Origin of the sequence: Weissella cibaria KACC 11862 (genome assembly GCF_000193635.1) — a bacterium.
Lineage (GTDB): Bacteria > Bacillota > Bacilli > Lactobacillales > Lactobacillaceae > Weissella > Weissella cibaria.
Window position 1 is genome coordinate 1 of record NZ_AEKT01000012.1, and the last position, 19577, is coordinate 19577.

Sequence of the window (19577 nt, forward strand, 5' to 3'; positions counted from 1 at the left end):
TTATGGCTTGGTTGTGGAAGATATGGTTTACCCTGGTCTACATAAGGTACTTATTCGAGTTGTTGATGAGAACGCCGATTTATTTAATAGTGTCAGAAGTGATGAAGCGCCCTATAAGGAATTAACTACGTTATACGAAAAGTGGAAGAATAAGCAAGAGTACGAATCAGTTGACAAAGAAAAGAAAGAATTGGAAAATAAACTTGAAAAGTTGCAACAGGCTGCTGATAATCAACACAGGAGGTAATCACTATGTTACAAGAAGTGCTAGATTTAGTTTATGAGCGATCACAAAATGAAATCGAAAAGATGCGAAACGATAATGAAATTGAACAATTCAAGCAAACGTCTTTTCTAAAGCTAATCAATAAGACATATGATCCTGCAAAGTTGAATACAATTTAGAAGAAGATATTAAATTAAAAAGCCCGTCTGGACTAGGTGCATTGCGCTTAATCTAGGCGGGCTTTTTTGGTCACTCGTTAGTCACTGGCCCGTAATACGAGCTGATAACTAGGTCGAATACATGAATTTAAAAGCGTATATCAATCTAATTTGGGATGAATATTCGCACCAATAACGACGTGAAGCCAGTGATGTAAAGGTTTTTTGCATACCATCCCGAAATGATGTTCGAACGTGATAAGACACATTTGCGCGTCTTCCAAGACTTTGTTGATTATGTGAATGCACAAAAGTGACGAATAGTTAGTGATTCGCTATAATGAAATCATTACAAAAATGAGGCGGTGACAATCATGTCATTATCACTAACAGATTTGCAACGCGAACAACCCCGTCAAGTGCCATTGGCCAACTGGCAGGATGTATTGCAAGCAGAACTTAATGCATTCGATACGGCTAGTTCAACAGTCGCTGGTATCGGTGACATTGCCAAGACAATTACCTTTGCGGTTGAGCGTTTCCACATTGCGTTTAATACGGACAATGTATTGACGTTCCGCACACTAAATGACACATACATTCTAGATGTTATCGGTGGATTGGTGTTATCACAATTGTTGGCACAACACTATATGGGAACAGTTTTGCCTACGGGTATTACAGAAAGTGACAACGGCGTCTTTGAGACGATGTCAGCCTGGTTAGCTGACATTGCAGCTGTTGTGAAGTAAATATGAGGTGAAAAACGGCCCCAACATGCAGTGATGACTGCGTGTTGGGGCCGTTTTTTAGACTAATAAATTATTGTGAGTGTCGTGCTAGTGCACGAACATTGTAATAAAAATGAAGGTTAAATCCAAGGGAAATCAGGCTTAGTTGCCCCGTAAACGGCAAAGTCACGCTTTGATACTGTGGCCCAGTTTTGGTTGCCGTAGTCAAAATGCCACCACTCTTCGATATAATTCGTGAACCCGGCTTGTGTCATCACGTGATAGAGTAGGCGCCGATTTTCGCGGTACGTGATGGTGTCGTCGCTGTCAGGTGCTTTTTCATAATAATCCGTCCGGGCTCGTTCGCTGATGTCGTCAAACGGACTGCCCATTGGCAAGAACCGGCCTTTCTCGTCAACAATTGATAAATCAATTGATCCACCAGTATTATGTGGGGACGGTTTGGCCGGGTTAGTTGATGGTAATGCGACAATCCGCAAGGCGGCTTGAGTCACCTGTTGGTCATCAAAATCAGGATGATCACGTTTTACAAACGCTCGCATTTGATCAAAGAGGGCTTGTTGGGTGGCCATGTCGCGCCAGGCATCGAAAATGACAAATTTATAACCATAGGGGAGCAAATCGGCCGCTTCGTTGAGCTTGCGTTGCACCGTTTCACGGGCGAATAAGTCTGCTTTCGCACCAGGCAACTGCTGAATGAAATATTGGGGACTGATAACCATCTTTTCTGGCAAATAACTGAGCGAGACAAGCGGTTCAGCAACCGCTTTAATCGGGGTCGCCTGAATGTCATCCCAGCGCCATGTTTGCAGTGGGGTTTCGATTGCAATACCGGTAAATTCTAGCATGTGTATTTCCTCCGTATTGATAGGGCATGTTATGTTCACATTTTATTCAAAAATCGCAACTGGCATTCCACCCAATTACTGCTATAATATAAGTTACTTTGGGAAGAATGTGAGAATAATTAGTATGATTAAAAAAGATTTCATCCAACCGCTTAATCCAATTGTAACTAATTTGGCACCAGATGGCTTGTTGGATTTCCAACTTGCTGTCCGCGATATTCCAGATTTGGTACGATTAACGTTTGGAGAGCCTGGCTTTAATGTTGATGACGCCATCAAGGCCCGCATCATTCAGTCAGTTCAAGAAGATAACTCACATTACGCCGACTCACAGGGTGAACGTGATTTGCGAAACGCCGCTGTTGCGTACTTCAACAAGAAGTACGATTTGAACTATAGCGGTGAAGACAATATCATTGTAACAATTGGTGTGTCAGAAGCAATTAATGTGGTTTTCTTAACACTATTAAACGATAACGAAGGGGTTATCGTACCAGAACCTGCGTACCCACCATATTTTGCCTCGCTCGATTTGGCACATGGTAAGAAGGTATCAATCAATACGCGACCAACTGATTTCAAGTTGACACCGGATCAGGTTGACGAAGCGATGGAAAAAGCTAAGGTGCCGGTTAAGGCAATCCTGTTTAACTATCCGTCAAATCCAACTGGCGTAACGTATTCAGAGGATGAATTGCGGGCCTTGGCAGCGGTCTTTAAGAAGCACCGCCTGTGGGTGATTTCGGATGAAATTTACTCACAATTGACGTACGATCAAGCGCACGTCTCATTAGCCAGCTTGATTCCTGATCAAACAGTGTTGATTACAGGGCTCTCTAAGTCACACGCCATGACAGGGTATCGCATTGGCTTCATCTTGGGTGAAAAGGCCTTTATCGATGAAGCCCAAAAGGTGCACGGTGCATTGACATTCTCATTGCCAAAGGTGCTCCAAGATGGTGCCCTAGTGGCGGTGACCGATGCGGCTGAAGTGGCTGATGAAATGCGGGATGTTTACAAGCGTCGTCGTGATTGGTTGACGCCACAACTACAAGCACTAGGTTTTGAAGTGGTGAATCCGGAAGGGGCATTCTATATTTTCGCTAAAATTCCAGCGGATATGGGGTTGAGCGGCTTTGACTTTGCGGTCGATTTGGCTGAAAAGGCGAAGGTTGCGATTATTCCAGGGGATGCTTTCTCAGAATACACGCCAGAGTATGTGCGAATTTCGTACGCAGCCTCAGATGAGGATTTGGCAGAAGCCATGAAGCGTATGACGGCATATTTTGCCGAACGTCGTGGTGAATAATAACCATTTAAGCAGAACGCGATTCGTCGTGTTCTGCTTTTTAAAAGTGAGTGGTTAATGACATTACGTAAACGAACACTTATAATTTGTAGTAAGCAATTACTCTGTTACTTTCATATTTTATAGAGGACAAATTCATGAAGACACGTCAAACTTCGAGCCGTCATTTGGTATTGACGGCGTTGTTTATTGCCATTATTTTGTTGCAATCAATTGTGCCTTGGCTAGGTACGCTCCCATTAGGGGCCTTTGCAATCGGGGCAGCGGTGACGATTATTACCTTTACGGTGGCCATTGGGGCAATGGTCTTGGGGCCTAAGACCGGGGCGCTACTTGGTTTTATTTGGGGCGCTTATTCGTTGTGGCATGCCTGGACATCGGTGCCTAGTATCGGGGCGCTAATCTTCCGTAATCCAATTACCGCCATTGCGCCTCGCATGCTAGTTGGGTTCATTATTGGTTATCTTTACTGGCGTTTTGTGAAGGAACGTCCAATTGCGCAACAATCAGCCTGGTTGGTTGGCCTAGGTGCGCTATCGGCTTTCATTAATACCGCGTTAGTTTTGAGTCTGACCTGGATTGGGTTCAAAGTGATGAATACGTCATTTACTGGTATTCCTGACTCAGGCTTGGCAAACTGGTTAATTATTTCAATCGCTGGCTTTAATGGCATTTTTGAAATGATTGTCGGTGCTATCTTAGTACCGTTGATTGGGATCCCGGTGCTAACTGCGTTTAATCGGCGTACCCAACAGTAACGTTAAATATTGACTAGCTGTTTCATCCTTTAAAAGCCGCCAATCTCCCGATTTAAAATCGGAGGATTGGCGGCTTTTAAACTTGTGCCGAAAGGCTGACCCCTTAATGTAACGCGAACTGACCCACTCTCTTTCCCTTACTTTAAGTCATATAAACAAATTCTTCGCGTTGGTGTAAACTTATAAGTGACATTCTGAACAAGGGGAAGAGTAAATGACAGATAAACAAACATTGGCCCAACGAAACAATTTAATTCGTGCGGCCGTCATGGGAGCGAATGATGGTATTTTGTCTGTTTCAGGGATTGTAATCGGAGTGGCTGGGGCGACCACGAATTCGTTTGCCATTTTTATCGCTGGTTTTGCGGGGGCACTCGCAGGCACGGTGTCGATGGCGATGGGGGAATACGTGTCTGTCCACTCACAAAATGATGCCCAAGTGAAAGCCGAAGAGACGCAAACCCAAGCTTTAAAGACGGATTACGCGACCGAGTTTGCGTTTGTGCAACAAAAGTATATGAATCAAGGCATTTCAACTGATTTGGCCGCCCAGGCAACCCGCGAAATGATGGCGAAAGATGCCTTAGGAACAACGGTTCGCGAACGCTATGGCTTTACGCTTCATCATGAAGTGTCGGCGATTGGGGCAGCGGTGGCCTCAATGATCGCCTTTCCATTGGGCTCAGTCTTGCCAATGTTGGCGATTACGTTGTTGCCACCACACGTCCGCGTACCAGCAACGGCGGGGGCCGTTTTAATTGCGTTGGCGTTCACAGGTTACGCGGCCGCGCACTTGTCTGGTGCGAATGAACGCCGGGCAACCGTCCGTAATGTGGTTGCTGGTATCTTTACAATGATTGTGACCTACTTGATTGGGTCATTAATTGGTCGTTAGGGGGGCTAAGGTATGCAAGCAAAAGAACATCAAACGATGGAAGAACGACTGAATGCCATACGTGCCGGCGTATTAGGGTCAAATGATGGGATTCTAACGGTGGTTGGCGTACTCTTCTCAGTTGGGGCTGCCACTAACCATCAATTCACAATTTTAATTGCTGGCTTGGCAGATTTGTTTGCCTGCGCGCTATCAATGGCGTCAGGTGAGTACGCTTCGGTTAGCTCGCAGGCAGATGCGGAAAAGGTTGTTGTTGACCGGGAGACCCAACGACTACGTGTTAATCCAGCTGGTGTCGCGGCAGATATTCGCGAATTCTACCTGGACCGTGGTGTCACTGAAGCAACAGCGGATAAAATTGTGGCGGAGTTGATGGAAAAGGCGCCACTCAGGACGATCTTAGCAACGAAGTATGATGTCCAATTAGGGCACTATGTTGGACCGTGGTCGGCCGCTATTTCATCGTTGATTTGCGCGGCCATCGGTGGGGCGTTCCCGCTGTTGGCACTGTATTTTTCACCAGTTCAGTGGCAATTTGAAGCAACGATTGCCGCAACCGTTGTGGCAGTTGCTTTAACGGGTTTTCTAAGTGCGAAGATTGGCCATGGGTTCGCCAAAAAAGCCATCAAGCGTAATGTCGTGATTGGCCTGCTAACCATTGCCATCCACTATGGTATTGGTTTGTTCTTCTAAGACGAGTAGAATAGATTAAAGCAAAAGCTGAGTTTATCTCAGCTTTTTTATATAGGCGGATACGGTATTAAAGACTACTGAAATTTGGTAAGCTAGTACAAAAGGTCGGAGGCCAAGACAGTGACAGATCAATACGGACTACTGGGGTATCCGGCGCGCCATTCAAAGTCGCCGGCAATGCAAAATGCCGCTTTTCAAGCTGCAAATATCGATGCCAATTACCAAGCGTTTGAAGTGGCGCCAATGGCTTTGGCAGCGACATTTAAGAGTTTGGTTGCCTCAGGGGTGAAGGGCTTCAATGTAACTATGCCCTTTAAGCAACAAATCATGATGTATCTTGATGAAGCGACACCATTAGCAACCCGCTTAGAGTCAGTTAATACCATCACGGTCAAAGATGGTCGCACGATTGGTGATTCAACTGATGGGATGGGCTTTTGGCGGACACTACGCAATCCGGTCGACTCGGTCATTTTAATTGGGACCGGGGGTGCGGCACGCGCCATTATGGCGACGGCACCTAAATCAGTGACCTTACATGTGTTCAATCGTATGGGCGAACATTTTGCGGAAAAAGCCGCTAAGGTTCAAGATTTAGCGCAAGTTGAATTACATGATTTAGATGAAATTGATGTTTATCTACCTTATGCTGATTTAATTGTGAATGCGACGAATGTGGGGATGCGTGACAATCGGTCAGTGTTATCGACCGAGCAGTTTTATGACACGCAGCCCGATGTACAAGTGGTTGATATTATTTATAAGCCTGAACCAACGCCGTTTGTGGCAGCAGCTCGGGCCGCAAATCGCCAAGCTGATGATGGCTTAGCTATGCTAGTCGGTCAAGGTGCATTGAGCTTTGAGCAATGGCGGGGCGAACTTCCGAATGTGCAAGCGATGAAACGTGCGATTAATAAAGAAGATTAGAGAGGCAAGCAAAGATGATTCTTGTCATGAAAGATGTGGCGACGGCCCAAAAAACGTTAGCGTCAGCCACGGCAGCGGGATTTGAACATGTTTTTTTGAATGAAAACCGTGTGGGATTTGCGACTGTAAAGACATTGGCGGAAGTGCCATTTGTTGATGAAACGGCAGTTGTTGAGACGATTACGAAACATCCGGCCGCCTTGAAGAGTTCCCGTTTGTTCCACCCAGCCGATACCATCATTACCACAGCGCATTCGCAAATTGGTGGTGATAATTTCGTCTTTATGGCCGGTCCAGATTCAATTGAGTCGGCTGAACATATTCAACGTATGGGTGAAGCGGTAAAAGCAGCTGGCGCAACATTACTCCGTGGTGGTTCATACAAGCCACGAACGAGTCCCTATAGTTTCCAGGGGCTGGGAGAAGCAGGGTTGCGTATGCATCGTGCGGCCGCGGATGCCCTCGGCATGGATATGATTACGGAAATTATGGATACACGAGATGTTGAAATCGTGGGCCAATATACGGATATTTTCCAGGTTGGTACCCGTAATATGCAGAATTTTAGTTTATTGAAGGCGCTAGGGGCTCAGAACAAACCAGTTGCTTTGAAGCGTGGCATGAGTGCAACCATTGATGAATTGTTGAGTGCTGCGGAATATATTGCGGCTGGTGGTAATGATCAGATTATCTTAATCGAGCGTGGTATCCGAACTTTCGATAACAAATATACGCGTAATACGATGGATGTGAGTGCGATTCCGGTGTTGCAAGAATTGACGCACTACCCCGTGGTGGCGGATCCATCCCACGCGGCTGGTGTTGCGCAACACGTGGCGGCTGTTGGTTTAGCCGCAGTGGCCGCAGGTGCGCAAGGGTTGATGGTTGAAATCCACGACAATCCGGCGGCCGCATTTGTTGATGGGGCCCAGGCGTTGACACCAACGCAGTTTGCGGAGCTAGCAAAAAAGGCGGTTGCCATTCGAGAGGTGGTTAAGTTCGGATGATTCATGTAAAACTGGCCTCGAAAGCCTATGATGTGGTCATTGCTAGTGGCGTTCGTCATCAAGTGGGTGAACGACTTGCCACAATTTGGCAACCGCGTCAGGTGATGATTGTGACAGACCAGAACGTGGGTCCCTTGTATTTAGCTGATGTCAGTGCTAGTCTGGCACAACATGGTTTTACGGTCCACACGACAACCGTACCTGCGGGTGAGACATCGAAGTCATTGCAGATGGTTGAACAAATCGTTGGTGAAATGGCAGCGTATGGCTTTACCCGGCAGGATGCCATTGTTGCCCTTGGTGGTGGTGTGGTGGGTGACTTAACCGGGGTTATCGCATCATTGTACATGCGTGGGATTGCCTTCGCCCAAATTGCGACATCATTGACCGCACAAGTTGATGCAAGTGTTGGTGGTAAAACGGCCGTTAATATGGCAACAGTTAAAAATATCATGGGGTCGTTCTATCAGCCGGATATGGTGTTGATTGACCCGGATTTTTTGCAAACGTTGTCTGATCGTGACTTAGTTGAGGGATACGCTGAAGTTGTTAAAACAAGCGTCTTAGCAGGTGGCGATTTTTGGCGTCTGACCGGTGATATTAAAACGGTGGCCGCGATTCGTGAACGGGCCGAGACGTTAATCACGAGGTCGGTGTTGTATAAACGCGACATTGTGGTGGCTGACGAAAAAGAAGGTGGCGTCCGGAAGTATTTGAACTTCGGTCATACGTTGGGACATGCGATTGAGTTGATGGCGCATGGCGAGTTGCGCCACGGTGAAGCGGTTGCCATTGGCATGGTTGCCATTTCAGAACGGTTTGAAAAAGCTGGCATCACTGAATCAGGCATAACAGCGTTGCTACGCGACCGTTTGGTAGCTGTTGGTTTACCAGTAACATCACCTTTGATAGGGCAAGTGGCTTTTTATGACCACTTAAAAAATGATAAGAAAAACGCGGCCGGTACGCTTCAGCTAGTTGCCATTTCAGTTCCTGGTCAACCGACTATTGTTCTGAAGGACCTAGCTGATATGCCAGCCTTTGTAGAAAGCAGGTAGCAATTATGCGGTATATGACAGCAGGTGAGAGTCATGGGCCAGAAGAAGTCGCCATTATTGAAGGGATTCCAGCTGGTTTAACGTTGACACAAGCCGATATTGATGAACAATTGGCCCGTCGTCAGCACGCCTATGGTCGTGGTCAACGTCAAGTGATTGAGACGGATAAAGTGACGATTATGGCGGGTGTTCGTCATCAGGTGACGTTAGGCTCACCAATTGCATTGAACGTCCATAATGATGACCACAACCACTGGACCAAAATTATGGACCCCAACGTGCCAGCTGATGCTGAAAACACAATGCGCAAGGTGATGCGACCACGTCCCGGGCACGCTGATTTGGTTGGTGGTATGAAATACCGTCACCAAGCTGATTTGCGGAATGTTTTGGAACGCTCATCAGCGCGTGAAACGGTCATGCGTGTTGCGGTGGGGGCTGTTGCCAAGAAGTTATTGGCTGAAATTGGCGTTGATGTGCACGGCTTTGTCTTGAACGTTGGACCAGCCCGGGCAGATACGAGTGTGTTAACGAACTATCGTACGCTGCAAGAGTTACGCGAAGTAACCGAAAGTTTCCCAACCCGCACTTTAGACGCTGAAACGGATGCAAAGATTCGCGAAGTGATTGATCAAACGAAGCGTGACGCGAATACGGTTGGTGGGACCGTGCAAGTGATGGCGACAGGTGTTCCAGTTGGACTTGGCTCATATGTGTCAGCTGACGAGAAACTTGATGCTAAGATTGCCCGTGCAATAGTTGGCATTAACGCATTCAAGGGAGTTGAATTTGGTGGTGGCTTTGAAAATGCCGAAAAGTACGGTAGCGAAGTCATGGACGAAATTTACTGGGATGCTGATCGTGGCTTTTACCGCGGCTCAAACAATTTGGGTGGTTTCGAAGGTGGTATGACCACTGGTGAGATGATTGTGGTGAAGGGGGTTGTGAAGCCAATTCCAACCTTGTACCGCGCGATGCAAAGTGTTGATATTGATACCCATGAGGATCACCGGGCGTCAATTGAACGTTCGGATACGACTGCCGTAACCGCGGCAGCCGTCATTGCTGAGGCAATGGTGGCGATTGAGCTTGCAAAGGCTGTTTTGGATAAGTTTGATGCCGATAATATGGATCGCTTGCAGGAACAACTAGCTGCTTATCGTGAAGAAATTAAGCGTTTTTAAGTTAACAAACACACAAAAGACAGAAAGCGAGACGAAAAATGACAGACCGAAAATTGCAAACTGCAGTCCAAGGCGTACGTGGTCGTCTCGAAGTGCCTGGTGATAAAAGTATTTCACACCGTGCGGTCATGCTGGGAAGCATTGCTGACGGTGATACATATATTAAAGGGATTTTAGATTCAGATGATGTGCGCAGTACTTTGGGGGCGATGGCTGATATGGGGGTCGAAGCGGAGTGGCATGATCAAGACGTCATTGTTCATGGACGCCCGCTGACAGCTTTAGAGGAGCCCAGTCATGCGTTGAATATGGGTAATTCGGGGACTTCGACGCGGTTGCTCATGGGCTTGTTGGCCAACCAACCATTTCCAATTACGTATAGTGGGGATGCCAGTCTAAGTACTCGTCCGCTGGGTCGCGTTATTGATCCATTAGGGAAGATGGGCGCCCGTTATGTGGCCACAAACCAGCGCTTGCCGGCAACAAAAGTGCCGACCCAAGGCTTACACGGGATTCACTATCGGTTACCGGTTGCCTCGGCACAGGTAAAGAGTGCTTTGATTTTGGCGGGCCTGCAAGCTGAAGGGCAGACGGTGATTACAGAACCATTGGCGACCCGCGACCATACCGAGCGTATGTTGCAGCAATTTGGCGTGACAATTACTCGCGATGGGCAAGATATTATTGTGAATCCCACGACAAAGCTTCATGCAACCACGATTCAGGTGCCTGGTGATATTTCATCAGCCGCCTTTTGGTTGATTGCTGGTTTAATTGTGCCAAATAGCCAATTGACTTTAACCAAAGTTGGTATCAACGACACCCGCACTGGCATTTTGCGATTATTGCAACGCATGGGGGCAGTGATTACGATGGCTAATGTGGTAGCTGATGGTGGTGAACCATATGCTGACTTAACAGTCACCACTCAGGGGCTTCAGGGTATCCATATTAACGGGGATGACGTGCCAACCGCGGTCGATGAAATTCCACTATTAGTCTTAGCGGCAACACAAGCGTTGGGTGACACGGTGATAACCGGCGCCCAAGAGTTGCACGTGAAAGAAACGGATCGGATTGCAACGGTGACCACGCAATTAAATAAATTAGGGGCGAACATTGAAGCTCGTGAAGATGGCTTTGTGGTACATGGTGGGACGCCATTGCGCGTTGCTGAGCCAACTACGGTTGATTCATGTGGCGATCACCGAATTGGGATGATGTTGGCAATTGCAGCCTTGATCACTGATGGCGAAGTCACTTTAGCGAAGGCAGAGGCAGTGAGTGTCTCGTATCCAAGCTTTTTTGCAGACCTAGAAAGAGTTGTGGCAGAATGAAAACAGCAGTTTTAATTGGGTTTATGGGGGCCGGTAAGACCACAGTTGGCCGTGAGCTGGCTGAATTGCTAGGGTTGCCTTTAATTGATACCGACAAAGAAATTATTCGCCGAACGGGTCAGACGCCTGGTGAAATTTTTGCGACGGCTGGCGAAGCAAGTTTTCGTGAATTAGAATACACCGTCTTGCAAGATGTCATTCACAAGGGTGGTGTGATTGCGACCGGTGGCGGGATTGTCGAAACACCTGGCAATATTCAGCTACTGTCCGAAGCTGGCGTGCCGGTTTACTATTTATCAGGTTCGTTTGGTCAGACATTAGAACGCCTGGCAGATGATGATACCCGGCCTATTTTGCGTACAAAGACGTTGCTAGAGGTGGCCGCATTATGGCGTAGTCGGTTGCCAAAGTATGATGCAGCCGCAACAACTACTGTGCAAACCGATGGGAAAACGCCGCGTGACATTGCCCGTCTGCTTCAGGTTGCATTTGAGGGTTAACATATGACGACATTAACATTGGGTACGGCTACGGCTGGACAAAATCGCCCATTAATTGCGGTGCCGGTTACCGGAACAACTATTTCGGCGGTGCTTGGACAAGTTGAACAAATCAACGAGTCACGAGCTGACGTGATTGAGTGGCGCGTAGATTACTTAACGGATTTAGTAAACTTGCGAGCCGCTGACGTACAAACAATTTTATTTAATGCGGACAAACCCGTTATTTTCACGTGGCGTACTGCGGCCGAGGGTGGCCAACGCCCATTCGACATTGCCTTGTATGAATTAGTCTACCGGTTAGCGATTAAAACCGGTGTCGCGGCAATTGATATCGAGCATCAATTATTTACCCAGGTAGCCGATTTGGTAGCCGATGCCCACACTGCCCAGGTACCAATTATCAACTCGCAACATTTTTTTGCTGATACACCGATAAATTTAGACCAGGTGTTTGGACAGGCACTTATGACCGCAGCGGACGTGATTAAAGTCGCGACGATGCCGCAAACTGATGCCGATGTTGATCGCCTACTTGCGACAACCCAACAGTTTGCCACGGAAGGCAAACCATTGATTACGATGGCAATGGGTGAACTCGGGCAACGCACCCGCACAATTGGTGGTCGTAATGGCTCACAATTAACATTTGCAACACTCGGGGCAGCTTCTGCACCGGGTCAACTGGATTTAGCGACATTATTGACATTGCTGGAGGATTAAAAATGGCCATTTATCATAGTCAATACTTTGAAGAAGCGAGGCAACAACTGGTGGATAGTGTACCTGGGACGATGGGTTATACCCCAATTCCATTTCATGCGGTTGGGGATGACATTCGCTTGGACCGGGCATTTTTGCGCTTTGATTGGCGCGCACCGGAAATGTTTAAACAGGCATTAGCCACGGCAATGGCGGGTGATGCTCAGTTTGATCGCATTGGATTTATGACGCGTTCGGAACTGTTACTGGGACAAGCTGCGTTAGATTACAATGGTCACTTTACGTTACCAACCACCGAGTTGCGGGCGGCCATTCAAAAATTAACAGGTGAGCCGGTTGTGCTAGCCGGTGTCGCTGCTGATTTGGTGCTGCCATTTGGATTGCAGGATTTACGTCATGTGGTGCATTTGACCAAGTGGACCTATGAAAACCATACCCTCTATCACTTGGTTGCCGGGTTGCCTGCGTTAGAAGTGAAGGTTGATGCGTTGCGCAATGCTGGTGTCTACCGGAATGAGGCAAAGGTGCTCCATAGTGAAACGGAGCTGGATGGTACAGCGTTAATGACGTTCATGCAAGATTTGATTCGCGATTATTTCGGAGTGGAAACGGCCAACCTGCGAACAATGCAAGCCGCATTTGGCGCGGCTAAACCAAATGATGATGCAGCAAGTAACCGCGTGCTAATTGCTGATTTCGAAAATTAACTGTGCATTTAAATAAATACATTTATAACCGGCATCTACTTAAAAGTGGATGCCGGTTTTTTATTATCGATACACTTTCATTACTGCCTACGCCAACCTGGACTGCATCAAATTTTCTTTACCCGAGATATAATATGCTGCTCATTGTTTTGTAGTGTAAGAAACGGATATTTACTTTAGTTAAATCCATTAATTTGGATGGACGAAACAATTCAGATATGAAAAACGGAACGCTTTTGTATGCTCGTAGGGTTAAGCGACATCCGCACATTTTTATACGATTAGTTATAATTATTTGTATGTATTTATGGATTATTTATTTATAAATTGAAAATATTCGGATTCTAAAGTAGAGAGAAAGAGGAGTAGAAGATGAATAGAGTAGTGGTTGATAGAAAGAAATTGAAAACTGACAGATTGGGTGCACTTCAACAATGGCTCGCAGAAATTGAAAGTATGACAAATGGCAAAGAGTCGCTAAAAAATACTGAAGTAGATATGCCAGTCATTGAAGATTTCAAAAATTGGGATGCTTTAGAGGAAGCCTTACAGTTAATTCACAAAGGGTATTCATTGACTGATGAAGCGTCATTACCTGTTACATTTGGTCGCGGGCAGAAAGTACCTGTTGCAATTGATTGGGCACGGACGATTAATTCACAACACAATGGCTCGGTTCAAGATTGGGCGGATGCTTATAACGAGAGCGAACATGAAGGAACAGACATTTCAATTATTCATTATTACGATTGGATGTATCAAGTGTACAATTATGATCTAGTAGACCCACGAGATTTGCCAACGTTGAATCACGAAAATGTTCACTTGCTGTCACAAGAGGCGAAGTTTGTTGCGGAAGTAGCAGATGACTGGGAAAATCCGACTGTTTATGAAGTCCAGCCGATTTTCTTTATCAAGCCATATTACTCAATGTGGCGAAAAATGCGGAATGATAGTGGGTTAGCGAAGAAGGTAGGTAACCAACGTAACTATTTAAAAAATGAGTGGTGCGATAGTTATACATCTTACGAACGAAATGCCATTCGTGATGAAGTGTTGACAAATATCAAAAAAGCTTTGTTAACAGGAAAAAGAAAGGTTGTTGCAACGATTCCTTCTTCAACCGTGGGAAAGACATCTGTTATTCAAGATATAATTATGGAACTAGCTCATGATTTCCCAAATGAGATTATAGATGGATCGCAACTGATTGTTCGTACGCTTCAGAAACCATCGTCCCATGGACTAAAACATCTGGAAGAGGACAGTCCAGTTCAAAAGGTTCAGCAGTATAAAGACGCTAACTCTATAAGAAATAATATGGGCACGATGTCAATTAACAAAAAGATTCTAGAGGGTATTTCCACAGAAACGGATATCGTTATTTTTGATGATTTTGTCACAAGCGGAAGTTCATTTGTAGCTGTAAATCAAATGTTGAATCAAGAATTACCAGATTGGCAGTATACGAATTTGGCTTATGGAAAAACAATAAAAGGACAAACAAACGAAACGTGGGAACAGCACGCAGCTGTTTTGGAAGGTAGGATCGAAGCTCCAGTTTCCGACGGCCCAATATTGGGAGCCATTTTTGATTTAGATAATACCATCATAGACACAGATAGGTATTATAAAAATTTCGGAAAATTTGTTTTTTATTATGGGGGCAGAGACAAAAAAATTCTTAAAACAAAAATTGAGTTGCCATTTAATACGGGAGTGGATTTTGATCATGTTAATCTCGAGTTACTAAAGCTTAAAGAGTTTATTCAGACGTCCGTCGTGACTAACCGTGATTGGAATAATACTAAAGTTTCTATTAAGTCTCAATTGGTGTATAAGAATTTATTTAATGTTGGTCAATATGAAACTAAAGAAGGCAACAACAAGAATATATTATTTTATCAAGACTCCGAATGGGTAATGACCGGAGCTAAGAAGCCAGATATTACCACTCTCAATAAAATGGTCGAAAAAATACGTGATGGAAAACAAGGACGTATTATCGGATTTGGTAATCAAGAAAGTGATATTTTGGCATACCGTGCAGCTGGGGTAGAACCATATCTTGTGACTGTATATAATAAAGTTGCGTTTAATAATACATTTGGTTTAGATGACGATCACGTTTTGGACTCGGAAGAAAAAATTCGCGGATTAGTTAACCAGTTGCGTCAGGCACATCAGGCAGAGTCAGAAAATGTAAAAATGGACAAATTGGATGTTTATGAATTCGACCCAGATTTTGACATAATGGAGCCAGAATTTTAAACAACAAATATTCTCAAGAAAGTTGTAGGTATATACTGCAGGATGGTGGAATCTACTAAATTAATTTTAGCCCTAATGAAAATTAAAGGGGTTGGGTCAAAGACAATCATCAACGCATTGGAATCATTTGCACCCGATGATATCAAGTCGGACTTTAATTTTGTGAAAACGTTGCAAATTAAAAAAGTGCAATCGATGATTGACAGTGGGAATTTAGATGCCGTTGTTTGGCGTCAGACGTTAGAATCTGCGACTGACATGATTCAAAAACATCGACAGCTGGATATTGAAATTATTGATTTTTTAATGCCTGATTATCCACAAAACTTAAAGCAGGTGGAAACAAAGAAGTTTCCAGCTGTTTTATACGTCAAGGGTAATTTGCTACTTTTGAATGCAGAAAAATCAATCGCAGTTATTGGCACACGTGACCCCACTGATAATGGTTTGGCATTGACCGAGAAGTATATCGGTTCGCTTGTCGATGATGGGTTTGTCGTGGTAAGTGGGTTAGCGCTCGGTACTGATACCAATGCACACGTTTCGACATTGGAAAATAGTGGAAAAACGGTGGCTATTTTAGCAGCTGGATTGGACGAACCAGTTTACCCAGCTAAAAACAGAGAATTAGCTGAAAAGATTCTTACTGAAGGTGGTGCGTTAGTATCTGAGTACCCAGCTGGTACAAAACTAATGCCACAATATTTAGCGGCTCGAGATGAGTGGCAATCTGGTATGTCTGATGGTGTTTTGGCTCTTGAGACCGGTGTAAAGGGTGGTACCCAGATTGCAATGGGTCATTCTGGCAGACAGGGCCGACCTTTAGCAGTACCAGATTATCGACGTTATGAAGGTGATGACTATATCGCTAACACGAAACAAGCGCAAGGAACGGATGCAGCTATTCAGGCTAATCAAGCGTTCCCCCTGTACACTCGCGGATCCGTTAAACAATTCATTACGATGATGATAGAGCAACACCAGAAGCGGGTTGAACTAAATCGAAAGGTTGAACAGCCTCCAGTGAAGGTCCACCAACCTGAACAGACGCAAGCCAATCTTTTTTAATGGATTGTGTGTTTGGGTAGTGGTAAAAATAACCTGTTTCGTTCAAACTAAACAGAATTATGATACACTAATTTTTAGTTAGAACTATATGTTGGTTAAGGAGTTAAATATGAGTTTTAATATGAAGAAGATTGTTGCGGGTGTAGCAGTGGTTGCTACATTGGCTGGCGTTAGCACCGTAGTAACTACGCAAACAGCAAGTGCTGCACGCATTACGTCTCAAACGACCGGTTACATCAAGGATGGTTCAAAGTACAACGGCGGTTACCGTTGGTACGATCACGGCAAGCTATACACTGGCTTCCGTTTCTACATGGGTACGTACTATTGGTTTATCAACGGTGTTCGTCAAAACCAAGGTTGGCGTACAGCTTGGGGCATGACGTATTTCACAGATAACACTGGTCGTGCCTTACAAGGGACTTACAAGGTGGGTTCAACTGTCTACGACTTCGGTAACAATGGCACATTCTTCGTGCGTGGCGTTGTGAAGGATGCTTACGTAAACGTGCCTGGTGTTGGTTGGCGCTGGGTTCAAAATGGAAAGATGTTCACTGGATTTAAGTTCTACATGGGCACTTTCTACTGGTTCCAAAATGGTATTCGTCAAGACAATGGTTGGCGCCACGCTTGGGGTATGACATACTACACAGATAACCAAGGCCGTGCTGTCCAAGGTTGGCGCAATATCGGTGGCAAGAATTACTACTTCGGTAATAATGGCACGTTCTTCTTGCGCAATACCCAACCAGCAAACCCTGGTAACGGTGGTAACAACAAGGTTCAACCTGGTGAAAACGGTGGATTTGATGCAGGCGCTACTGACAACGGTAATAACAGCGATAAGTGGGGAAATATTGGATAATTTAATCACCGATTAACGAATTGAACCTATGATTAAATTAAAGAAAATCGCTGCAGGATTAGCAATTGCAATCTATAGTTGGTGAGTTCTTGACAATTCAAAGTTTGGAAATACATTAGCATTGGTTTGAATACAAAATTCAATGCCAACAATTTAAAAATCCCGGAACAGACCATTAATTAGGCTGTTCCGGGATTTTTGTTTTTCAAACTGGTTTTAACGTGGTTGAATCACCCATGCACCAACGGCATAAGCTGCAATTAACAAGACTGCAACTAGCCATTGCCATTTTGGCAGGGGATCATTAATGGTATCCGTCCGCGGAAAACCCTCGGAAAAGCCGTGTGACGTCATTGCTAAGGCTAGGTCGTCCGACCATTGTAGGGCACTCAGCACGGCTTTGAAATACAAGTGCGGACTCCAGAGATGATACGTGACACCGCGTAAGCTGGCTGCGTACTGAATGGTTTTAACCTGTCGGCGCACACGCGGTAACAAATTAAAGGCCGCCAATAAGCCGTACGTAAAAGTACTCGATAAATGGGCGTGTCGGTGGAGACTAAACAATAAATCCTTCACCGCGACGGTTAGTGTTAATGCCCCGCCTAAAAAGAGGTAGGCATACAAGCGAGTTGCATAGACCCAGGCCAAATGGGTGGTGTTCCCTGTCCCAAAGGCGATAAATGACACCCACGTCGCAAAGGCAAGGGGGAGTGAAATTGCGAACATCACCCCGAGATACCGCCATTTAACACCAGCTAATAGCAAATAAAGTAACGTCACACCCGCTACGATAAGATTCATCGTGATTGATTTAACGAAGGCTGTTTGGAAGCCAATCCCAATCATAATGACGAGTAAAACCGTTGGATTCAATTTAGGCATGCGTTGCACCTCCAACTAAACGAAGTTGCTGTTCAGCAAATACCAGTTCATAGTCAATGAAGTCTGCCAAACCTTGTCGTTGGTGTGAAATCATTAAAATGGCTTGCTGGGTCGCGTGCACGGTCGATTGTAACAGGGTCATGACTGCCTGGACAGAATCCTGATCGAGACCGGCTAAGGGTTCATCGAGGAGGAGCACTGGTTGTCCCATGATTAGCATGACCAAGGTTTGTAGTTTTTTCTGCTGGCCCCCTGATAGTTGATAGACAATGTGATCCATCACACCGGTTAGATTGAGTTGGGCAACCGCATCAGCCACGCGTTCAGCCGTCCAAAAATCAGGGTAGGCAGTTTGACGTTGTGACAAAGCCAACTCTTCCGCGACGGTCATGGTTACAAATTGGTCCGTGGCTGTTTGGAAAATCAAAGCGACCCGTTTTGCCCAGGCTTTTGCTTTGATTTTGCGCGCATCTTGCTCGGCCCAGGTAATTGTGCCGGTCGCTGCAATTTGTTTGGTCAGTGCCTTAAATAGGGTGGACTTACCAATGCCGTTCGACCCGGAAATCAAGCCGATTTGCTGACTGGGTACGGTGAATGTCGTGCCTGTTAGCAATGTTCGTTCACCAACGCTGACGTGTAATTGGCGCCAACCCAAGTCACCAGCCGGGTTAGGGTGCCCAGTGAAAGGGACAACTGGCGCCAAGTTTGTGAGGCGTGTTAATGACGCCGACTGCAGTGTGCCGGTTGTGGCCTCCAAGACGTAGAGATTATCAACAAGCTCGGCGTAACCCGATAAATCGTGGTCTGAAATCACAATTGTCTTACCTTGCGTTTGCTGGAGCGCTTGTAAGTCATGGAGTAACGTCTGCCGAGCTTGTGGGTCAACATTTGCAAACGGCTCATCGAGTAGAATGATGTCACTATCCATGGCCAAAATGGTGGCTAAGGCAACGCGCTGCTTTTCGCCACCGGATAGGGTCATCAAATCTTGCTCAGCAAAGGCTGTCAAATTTAAGCGGGTCATCACATCGGCCACCCGGTCTTGAATTTGTTCAGCTGGTAATTGGATGTTTTCAAGTGCAAAAGCAATTTGTTCAGGAGCGGTCCGCATCGCGAATTGGCGATCCGGATTTTGAAATAGCATGGCCACTCGTTTGGCACGTTCAAAAGGTGCCACGGGTTGAATGTCTTGTCCGTCTAACAAAATTTGGCCACCGGTGACAATACCACCAAATTTAGGCATCAGGCCCGCCATCGCTTTTAACAACGTTGACTTACCAGAACCAGAGGGGCCAATTAATAAATTAAAACTGCCGGCAACGGGTGAAAACGAAATATTGTTTAAAATATTTCGTTGGCCCGTATCGTAGGCAAAGCTAAAGTTTTTAACTGCTAATGTTGTCATA

The 19577-nt window shown here is 45.6% G+C and carries 21 protein-coding genes; 18 read left to right on the forward strand and 3 right to left on the reverse strand.

Features of this window, described 5'->3' with window-relative positions:
- The 3 genes from ESE_RS12210 to ESE_RS0101785 all read left to right on the forward strand — a co-directional run.
- Positions 1-247, forward strand: a 247-nt coding sequence (locus ESE_RS12210) for a hypothetical protein (protein WP_010370292.1), incomplete at its 5' end; no start/stop codon positions are given.
- Positions 248-252: 5 nt separating this feature from the next.
- Positions 253-405 (forward strand): hypothetical protein, encoded by a 153-nt coding sequence (locus ESE_RS12215; protein ID WP_010370294.1) that lies wholly within the window; start codon positions 253-255, stop codon positions 403-405.
- Positions 406-758: 353 nt separating this feature from the next.
- Positions 759-1136, forward strand: coding sequence for a hypothetical protein (locus ESE_RS0101785; RefSeq protein WP_010370296.1), 378 nt, complete (start codon positions 759-761; stop codon positions 1134-1136).
- Positions 1137-1255: 119 nt separating this feature from the next.
- Here ESE_RS0101785 and ESE_RS0101790 read toward each other — a convergent pair whose 3' ends face one another.
- Entirely contained in the window at positions 1256-1984 is a 729-nt protein-coding gene (locus ESE_RS0101790; protein ID WP_010370297.1) for a M15 family metallopeptidase, read from the reverse strand.
- Positions 1985-2108: 124 nt separating this feature from the next.
- On the opposite strand from ESE_RS0101790, the gene ESE_RS0101795 reads away from it, so the two are divergent.
- The 15 genes from ESE_RS0101795 (at position 2109) to ESE_RS0101865 (ending at position 17286) form a co-directional block, all read left to right on the forward strand.
- Positions 2109-3293, forward strand: a complete 1185-nt coding sequence (locus ESE_RS0101795) for an aminotransferase class I/II-fold pyridoxal phosphate-dependent enzyme (RefSeq protein ID WP_010370299.1) — start codon at positions 2109-2111, stop codon at positions 3291-3293.
- 137 nt (positions 3294-3430) lie between these two features.
- Complete coding sequence (locus tag ESE_RS0101800) at positions 3431-4051, forward strand: ECF transporter S component (protein ID WP_010370301.1); 621 nt, start codon at positions 3431-3433, stop codon at positions 4049-4051.
- A 214-nt stretch (positions 4052-4265) separates the two neighbouring features.
- Positions 4266-4946 carry a VIT1/CCC1 transporter family protein gene (locus ESE_RS0101805; protein ID WP_010370303.1) on the forward strand — a complete coding sequence of 227 codons (681 nt, stop codon included), beginning with the start codon at positions 4266-4268 and terminating at the stop codon, positions 4944-4946.
- Positions 4947-4958: 12 nt separating this feature from the next.
- Positions 4959-5639, forward strand: a complete 681-nt coding sequence (locus ESE_RS0101810; protein WP_010370305.1) for a VIT1/CCC1 transporter family protein — start codon at positions 4959-4961, stop codon at positions 5637-5639.
- Between the two features lie 120 nt (positions 5640-5759).
- Positions 5760-6566, forward strand: coding sequence for a shikimate dehydrogenase (aroE, locus tag ESE_RS0101815; RefSeq protein ID WP_010370307.1), 807 nt, complete (start codon positions 5760-5762; stop codon positions 6564-6566).
- A 14-nt stretch (positions 6567-6580) separates the two neighbouring features.
- Positions 6581-7573: a 3-deoxy-7-phosphoheptulonate synthase gene (gene aroF, locus ESE_RS0101820; protein ID WP_010370309.1), complete on the forward strand. Its 993-nt coding sequence runs from the start codon at positions 6581-6583 to the stop codon at positions 7571-7573.
- Positions 7570-8631, forward strand: a complete 1062-nt coding sequence (gene aroB / locus ESE_RS0101825) for a 3-dehydroquinate synthase (RefSeq protein WP_010370311.1) — start codon at positions 7570-7572, stop codon at positions 8629-8631. The genes aroF and aroB overlap by 4 nt, the downstream gene beginning before the upstream one ends.
- 5 nt (positions 8632-8636) lie before the next feature.
- Complete coding sequence (gene aroC, locus ESE_RS0101830; RefSeq protein ID WP_010370313.1) at positions 8637-9815, forward strand: chorismate synthase; 1179 nt, start codon at positions 8637-8639, stop codon at positions 9813-9815.
- A 38-nt stretch (positions 9816-9853) separates the two neighbouring features.
- Complete coding sequence (aroA, locus tag ESE_RS0101835) at positions 9854-11152, forward strand: 3-phosphoshikimate 1-carboxyvinyltransferase (protein ID WP_010370316.1); 1299 nt, start codon at positions 9854-9856, stop codon at positions 11150-11152.
- A complete protein-coding gene (locus tag ESE_RS0101840) occupies positions 11149-11652 on the forward strand; it encodes a shikimate kinase (protein WP_010370317.1) in 504 nt (167 codons plus the stop codon). Before aroA ends, ESE_RS0101840 begins: the two co-directional genes overlap by 4 nt.
- Before the next feature lie 3 nt (positions 11653-11655).
- Complete coding sequence (gene aroD, locus ESE_RS0101845) at positions 11656-12375, forward strand: type I 3-dehydroquinate dehydratase (RefSeq protein ID WP_010370319.1); 720 nt, start codon at positions 11656-11658, stop codon at positions 12373-12375.
- Between the two features lie 2 nt (positions 12376-12377).
- The gene (locus ESE_RS0101850; RefSeq protein ID WP_010370321.1) at positions 12378-13082 is read left to right on the forward strand and encodes a hypothetical protein; all 705 of its coding nucleotides are present in this window, start codon (positions 12378-12380) and stop codon (positions 13080-13082) included.
- Between the two features lie 372 nt (positions 13083-13454).
- Positions 13455-15353 carry a hypothetical protein gene (locus ESE_RS0101855; protein WP_010370323.1) on the forward strand — a complete coding sequence of 633 codons (1899 nt, stop codon included), beginning with the start codon at positions 13455-13457 and terminating at the stop codon, positions 15351-15353.
- 75 nt (positions 15354-15428) lie between these two features.
- Complete coding sequence (locus tag ESE_RS11810; RefSeq protein WP_050790579.1) at positions 15429-16421, forward strand: DNA-processing protein DprA; 993 nt, start codon at positions 15429-15431, stop codon at positions 16419-16421.
- Between the two features lie 109 nt (positions 16422-16530).
- Entirely contained in the window at positions 16531-17286 is a 756-nt protein-coding gene (locus ESE_RS0101865) for a hypothetical protein (RefSeq protein ID WP_010370327.1), read from the forward strand.
- A 216-nt stretch (positions 17287-17502) separates the two neighbouring features.
- On the opposite strand, the gene ESE_RS0101870 is transcribed toward ESE_RS0101865, so the two are convergent.
- Both ESE_RS0101870 and ESE_RS0101875 read right to left on the reverse strand, forming a co-directional pair.
- Positions 17503-18171 (reverse strand): energy-coupling factor transporter transmembrane component T family protein, encoded by a 669-nt coding sequence (locus ESE_RS0101870; RefSeq protein ID WP_010370329.1) that lies wholly within the window; start codon positions 18169-18171, stop codon positions 17503-17505.
- The gene (locus ESE_RS0101875; RefSeq protein WP_010370333.1) at positions 18164-19576 is read right to left on the reverse strand and encodes an ABC transporter ATP-binding protein; all 1413 of its coding nucleotides are present in this window, start codon (positions 19574-19576) and stop codon (positions 18164-18166) included. Before ESE_RS0101875 ends, ESE_RS0101870 begins: the two co-directional genes overlap by 8 nt.
- Position 19577 lies beyond the last annotated feature (1 nt).